This window comes from Candidatus Acidiferrales bacterium, assembly GCA_036514995.1.
In the GTDB taxonomy this organism is placed as follows: domain Bacteria; phylum Acidobacteriota; class Terriglobia; order Acidiferrales; family DATBWB01; genus DATBWB01.
The window spans coordinates 1-6,500 of the sequence record DATBWB010000129.1 but is presented as its reverse complement, the minus strand read 5'-3'; the positions used below and the strand labels follow the sequence as shown (position 1 = coordinate 6,500).

General features: G+C 60.4%; 6 protein-coding genes. 1 reads left to right on the top strand and 5 read right to left on the bottom strand.

All coding sequences use genetic code 11. The annotated features are described in order from the left end of the window. Positions 1-488 precede the first annotated feature (488 nt). Positions 489-800 (bottom strand): hypothetical protein, encoded by a 312-nt coding sequence (locus VIH17_08995; protein HEY4683370.1) that lies wholly within the window; start codon positions 798-800, stop codon positions 489-491. A 594-nt stretch (positions 801-1,394) separates the two neighbouring features. Between VIH17_08995 and VIH17_08990 the strand changes: the two genes are divergently transcribed. Next, entirely contained in the window at positions 1,395-1,955 is a 561-nt protein-coding gene (locus VIH17_08990; GenBank protein ID HEY4683369.1) for a hypothetical protein, read from the top strand. Between the two features lie 175 nt (positions 1,956-2,130). Here VIH17_08990 and VIH17_08985 read toward each other — a convergent pair whose 3' ends face one another. From VIH17_08985 to VIH17_08970, 4 genes are all read right to left on the bottom strand, one after another. Further along, complete coding sequence (locus tag VIH17_08985; GenBank protein ID HEY4683368.1) at positions 2,131-3,378, bottom strand: glycosyltransferase family 4 protein; 1,248 nt, start codon at positions 3,376-3,378, stop codon at positions 2,131-2,133. A 226-nt stretch (positions 3,379-3,604) separates the two neighbouring features. Beyond that, positions 3,605-4,117, bottom strand: coding sequence for a transposase (locus VIH17_08980; protein ID HEY4683367.1), 513 nt, complete (start codon positions 4,115-4,117; stop codon positions 3,605-3,607). A 23-nt stretch (positions 4,118-4,140) separates the two neighbouring features. Beyond that, positions 4,141-4,689, bottom strand: coding sequence for a helix-turn-helix domain-containing protein (locus VIH17_08975; GenBank protein HEY4683366.1), 549 nt, complete (start codon positions 4,687-4,689; stop codon positions 4,141-4,143). Between the two features lie 240 nt (positions 4,690-4,929). After that, positions 4,930-6,255, bottom strand: coding sequence for an ISNCY family transposase (locus VIH17_08970; protein ID HEY4683365.1), 1,326 nt, complete (start codon positions 6,253-6,255; stop codon positions 4,930-4,932). Between the last annotated feature and the right edge of the window lie 245 nt (positions 6,256-6,500).

Here is a 6,500-nt window from a genome sequence, read left to right as displayed (position 1 = left end):
CCAAGTGCCTACCATACGGTGGTCAACGGTGTGAGACTACTGGCCAAGTGGCCAGTTGCAGACTATGGAGCACGGTTCGCGCCCTTAAGTCTTCCTGCTCAGCTTCAGGCCCTCAAAGCCAAGATAGCCAGCAATCACCAGGCCGATCCAGCTCGCCCAGATCGGCACGACAGCGCCCGCTGTGGATCCTCACACACCGCCCGGCCACCAGCAGAAGTAGACCTTCAGGCAAACGCGAAACAGGGATCGTCAATGCCACCAGAGGGCGAGGGGTGCTACAGGGAATGCTTGGATAGGGCGCGCTGGATGGCGGCCGATTACGCCGAAGACGACGGCAACGAGGAGCACGCGGTGGCGTGCAGGCCGAGAAGAGGACAGTCAGGAATGCCTGTCTTACGAGCAGAGGGATTCTGCGCAGCACGGGCACGGTGCGGTGCAGAGCTGCGCTCAGTTTGAAGCGGATGCGGGAGGAAAGCAGGCCGGCAGAATCAGGACATGGCGGAAACGAATTCAAAGACGACTTTTTTCGATCCGTCGGCATGGTCCGGGCCGACATAGACCACCCGGCACCCACATTCTTCCGACGCTTGCTCATTCAACAAGAGAATCGTCTGGCCTCTGCGCACCTTTGCGGAAAGTGAGAGCACCCCGCCATGCGCGTTCAGGGCGATGATGGTGGCCAGGTCGTGAAAGGCATTTTCGTCCGCCCCGCGCCCATAGATAAGGACCGGCGAGGACAGCACGACGCGTCCGGCGCGGGCGGGATGTTCCTCAGAGACGTGGATTTCTGGCCAAGCCATGCAGATACCCTGTCGCAGAGAGCTTAGTCCAATTGGAGGGCGGGAGTCTCCCGTCCGAAAGGACAGTTTTTGGACAGGGGTGCGGAAGGACACCGAGATTGGAGCCCGGCTGCAATCTCATGGTGCGGGCACACTCAACCTCGGTGCGCGGGAGGGACCGGAACATCGGGCAGGGGCTAGGTGGAAAGGTCGGCTGCCAGCGGAAAACCACACCCGTCGAGAGGTGGACGCGGTTTTCTATGGCGCCGAAGGACTGGCCCATCATGTAGTCCAAATGAACGAAGCGAATTGCCCAGTGCTCACCCCGCTTGTAGTCCACTCCGCCGCCGACCGCGAGGCCAAAGTTCGCATTGGTGGACGAGTAGGGATTCGAGCCCTCAACCCCTTGCCTGCAATGAAACTGCGCCGGCAGAACGTACTCCAGAGTGAGGTTTCCGCCAGAAGAGACCCGCCGCGTCGAGGCTACTGAGTGTCACTCCGTCTTCCCGATACCCTGAAAGAAACCGCTTGCGCTGAAGGACAGTTTTGGTATCTCTATCGCCCGCAGATGGCTGGAGGAGGGTGAACCACTCCAGACTTTCAGAGGAGGTTGCGATGATTACTGTGACGGAGTTGTGGCTTCCGATCCTGCTTTCCGCGGTGGTGGTTTTCGTCGCCAGCTCGGTGATCCACATGCTACTGCCGTATCACCGAAGCGAATACAAAAAGCTGCCCAACGAAGAAGGCCTGCTCGAGGCCATGAGGAAAGACGGCGTGTCGCCCGGGCTGTACGTCTTTCCTTATTGCCCCAAGCCCAAGGAGATGAAGTCGCCGGAGATGGTGGAGAAGTACAAACGAGGGCCGGTGGGAATGTTGACGGTGATGCCCAGCCGCCCGCCGGCGATGGGGAAGTACCTGACGATGTGGTTCCTCTTTTGCGTGTTGATTGGAGTGTTTGTTGCTTACGTTGCGGGACGCACGTTGAGCGCGGGTACGACGTATCTGGCAGTGTTCCGGGTGGCGGGGACGGTGGCGTTCCTGGGATATGGCGTCGGCACACTCACCGACTCGATTTGGAAGGGACAGGCGTGGAGCGCGACGCTCAAGCATGTGTTTGACGGGCTAATGTACGGGCTGCTGACCGCGGGGATGTTTGGGTGGCTGTGGCCGAGGTAAGAGGGAAAGTGAGCGAGTAGAGAGAGGCAGAAGCCGTCGCCTCATCCCGGAGGGCGAAGAGCTGGGAGAAACTTCCGGCAGTGCGAACCATTGGTTTCGGCCCGGACTCTGAAGCAGCCGACGCAGCCCGATTCGGCGCGACTCCCTCAGCGTCAGGCTTCCCAGGGGATGGATTTCAGACTCTTTTCTCCTTGGTTGGCGTCAGCGATGGACGTCCTGCCCTGCGTGCTTCGGTAAGCCCAGAATAGGTCTCCAAGAGATGGGGAACCGAATGTTGCCACGCAATGGCGGTCTCGACCCGCCGCCGCCCAAACGCGCCCATCATTTTCCTTTGCAATGGGTTGTCCATGAGTTGCGCCAGCGCCCGGGCGAATTCGAGCTCGTCGTTCGGCCTTACGTATGTGGCTGAAGCCTGTGCGGTGAAGCGGTGTTCAGGCAAATCGAACGCAACGATGGGCTTGCCCAGAGCCATGTATTCCATCATTTTGATCGTGGTCGACCGATCGTTATAGGCACTCGAGGGGTCGGGGTCCACACAGATATCGGCAGTGGATAGGTACCGCATCAGCTCGGTATCTGGCAGCCAGTCCGTGAACCAGATGTACGATTCTAAGGCGAGCTCCTTCGCCAGCTTTTGTAAACAGCTCCACGCCGCTCCACGGCCCATCAGCACGCAATAAAAATCGGTCCGGCCCAGATCGTGCACTAGGTGGTAAAGCGCGCGGAGGAGATGATCTAAGCCATCCTGAAATCCCATCGCGCCGGCATAGGCGATGATTGTCTTGGCCTTGTGTCGCAAATCTGGGTCAGGCTCCACCAAGCGCACGCGGTTCAAATCGGGGCCGTTGCGGACGATGGTGATGCGCGCCTCGGGCACACCGTCCCGCTCCATCGCAATCCTTTTGTACGATTCGTTGGTAGTGATCACGTGGTCGGCGAGCCGGCAGGAGAGCTTCTCGAAGAAAACGAGCACTCGATAGACGAATTGATTGCCCCTGTTGTTGAAGCGAGCGTAATACAGCTCTGGACTCAGATCGTGCTGATCGAATACAAAACGTTTCCCCATCAGTTTGTAGAGCGCCGCAATCAAAACGAGGGTATCCGGGGGGTTGTGCAGGTGTGCCACGTCAAAACCCTTCTTAAACAACACGAACAACGAGATGACTAAAGTCGCGAACATGGAGTATCCGTACTCCCAGAAATAGCCCAGAAAGGAATTGGCGGCGGGCGGAGCCGGGAACCGGTAAACATGAACTCCGTCAATTGTTTCGTGCCAAGGCTGGCTCCCGTTGGAGGGGCAAATGACCGATACTTGGTGACCGGAATCCACCAGTGCTCTGGCCTCCTGTTGCACCCGGGGGTCCTGCGGATAGGTATTGTTCTCCAGCAACATCAACACTCGGCTGCCACCAGATCCCTTCATAGGGGACTCCCTTTCAAGTCAACGTCGCAAACGGCCCGGATTTTCGCAGGCATCTTCTGCCCCGTCCTTGAAGTGAAAACCAGGACGCGCAAGGCGCAGCAGTGTGCTCGCAATCTCCACTCATGCGAGCGGTGACTTTGTCTTTCCGAACGCCTTAGCCATGGAACGTGGGCTCGCCCCAGAGAAGCCAGTGCACGCACGTTGGAGCTGGAACTACTTCCTAGTGCTATTCCAACTTGATGGGGCTAAGGGAACGGAGGCGATGTAGGGGATGATGCAGGTTGTGGAGTTTTCGATGGCGGTAGCGGAGATAGCGGTAGATGCGTCGGCGGCGGACGGCATGACTGGGGTCATCGGTGTGGGCCACAGTGAAGCGCTTCAGGACTCCAAACTGCGCTTCGATCAAGTTGATCCACGAAGCTTCGGTGGGAGTCCACACGGGGTGGATGCGCAGACGCCGCAGCAAAGCCAGGAAGCGCGGATGGTCATGGACGTTGTGCAGGTTGTCCAAAATCACGAACAGCCGCTTCCGGGGATAGCACCGCCGGAGCCGGCGGAAGGCTTCGGAGACTTCCACAATGCGCTTCCGGCGGCGGAACAGACCGTTCAAACAATCGGCGTGCACGTCATAGAAGCCGAGAAATTGTTCGATGCCTTTCAGACGGCGGTAGGTAGCGCGCACCCGTTGCGGCTGCCGCTGCCGGGCCCAGGCGACGCCGCCGATGGGCTTCAGTTCCAACGGGCCCCATTCGTCGAAACAAACTACCGCGCTGTGCGGCGGACAGCGCCGATAGAGCGCCCGGATGCGTTTTTTTTACGGTCGAAAGCCGGATCGGTCGAGGTTTTCCAGGTGCGCACGCGTTGGGCGCTGAGCCCTTCGCGGCGCAGCAGGCGGCGAACCCATTCGTCGGTCACCGGGGGGAGCAACTTCCGCCGCCGGCAATATTCGGCGAGCTTCGCGACCGACCAAACTGAGAAGGGCAAGCCGCGCTCGGCGGGACTGGATAAGGCCACATCCACCAGTTCCCGGAGTTGTTCGGCACGCAGGATCGGCGGACGCCCCTTGGGGTTGGGCACCTGCTCGAAGGTGGCGAAGCCGCTGTGATTGAAGCGATGGACCCAATCGTAGGCGGCCGTGAAATGGCAGCCGACGCGTTCGGCAGCTTCCTGCAACCCGAACCGGCGGCGCACTTGGTCGATGACGCGATAGCGCTGATGCACGCGGACGGACAAAGACAAATCCCGGAGCTTGGATCGCAAGACATGCTGTTCGGACCGCGTAAGCAGTCGCAAACGAATCCGGTGAGCCATCCTGGTCTCCCTCCGGGAAACCAGGATAGCACGTATTAGACTATATAAGTTGGAATAGCACTAGTTTACGACCGCTTCCCCAACCTTAAGAAGAAGAAACCCGTGCATAGAATCTCCGCCGACCGCTAGAGCAGGTTGATGAGTGAAAATCAATACGTAACCGGACCGCCGAAAGTAATAGGCATCGCTAATGTCATAGTTCATGTAGAGTCCGAGTGGATGGTAATAAATCAGCTCTTGTCAACGCAAAGTAGAAATGTCCGGTTTTTGGCAAAGTAGAAGTGTCCGCTTCCAGGGCTTCCTCCAAGGATGATTGGGAAGGGGGTGGTAGTTGGTTTTTGGTTTGGGTTTTGGGTTACTCCTTCCTGTAAGTCGTAGACTTACAGCACTTAGCGACCGCGACGGTGCTGCGGGGCAAGGGCGCAGCTCGAGGTAGCGACCCCGGAACCGTAACCAGTGGCTGCCGTCCAACCGGCGCTCGATCTCGGCCCGTGCGCCGCGCAGCCCGGCGCAGACCTGCTCGCGCGGGACGCCCCAGCGTTGTCTCTGCCAAACCACCGTGGCGTCTTGTGCCACGGTACGCTCGACCCGCACGCTGAGGATCTGTTCCAACCGATGCCCGCGATCCAGTCGCCGGTGCGCATCCTGGGATTGGCGCGGCGCCACGGCGAACCGCTGCTCCCAGAACGGCACAAAGGTGAGTTCCAGAAAACGGTTCGCCGCTTCTACCGTGTCGATGCCGGCCAGGCGCATTTCTTTCACCAAGCGATCCTGCAGGGTTCCGAACAGGTTTTCGATCCGCCCCTTGGCTTGTGGGCTGTGGGCGGCGATCCAGTCCACATCCAGTTCGCGCAGGGCTCGTCGAATCTGCGTCTCCGGTTCGACGCCCCGCAACTCCTCGTCCAGCTTCGGCGCGCGGTTGACGCGAAACAGCCCCGCTTTATCGGTGTAATACGCGAGCGGACGCCCGTGCCGCCGCAACCACCCCTCCAATACCCGCAGATTCTCTGCGGTCGTGTCGTGCTCGGCAAAGCGCCCCCCGATGCGGCTGGTGGCGTCGTCGATCATGGCGATCAAGTGCAGCTGCGGTCCGCGATCCTCCAACCAGGCGTACGGCGAACTGTCCCACATCACCAACTCGCCGAATGCCGCCCGCCGCTCCCGCCACACATGCACCCGCTCCAAGCGGCGTCGTCGCGGTCGCCACAGCCCGGCCGCGGTCATCCACTTCCGCAGCGTCTCCCGACTGATGGGCAGTCCGTCGCTGGCCAGATGTTCACTGGCCAGCGTGGGCCCGAAATCGGCGTATCGCTTCTGGACCCGCGCCAGGATCCGCTGTTGCCGGGACCCGGTGATCTTGCGGTTCGAAGGCCGACCGCGCAGCCGGTGGAGCACTCCCCGGTCCCCCTCCGCCCGCACCCGCCCCAGCAACCGCCGCACTTGGCGCTCGCTCAGCTGCACCCGCCCCGCCGCGGCGACCTGCGTCAGGTGCCGTTCCTCGACCTCGTGCACCACCTTCAACCGATCTCGCTCTCGCTGGCTCAACTCGATCCGCTCCGGTTCCATCGCGCCTCCCAGCCACCATGAAACCGGACATTTCTACTTTGCACAAACCGGACATTCTCACTTTGCAGCGACAAGGCGAAAGGCCGAATTGACCGGGCGTAACGGGCAGGTTAGGATGCCGCACCAACGGAGCGGTGCGCATCCTGCAGGACACTGACGGCGCTCCGGCGAACCCACGAAATGAAATCACCACGCTGCCGAGTGATCCGCTGCTGCCCGCACTGCCGAAGCTATGACGTGCGGCG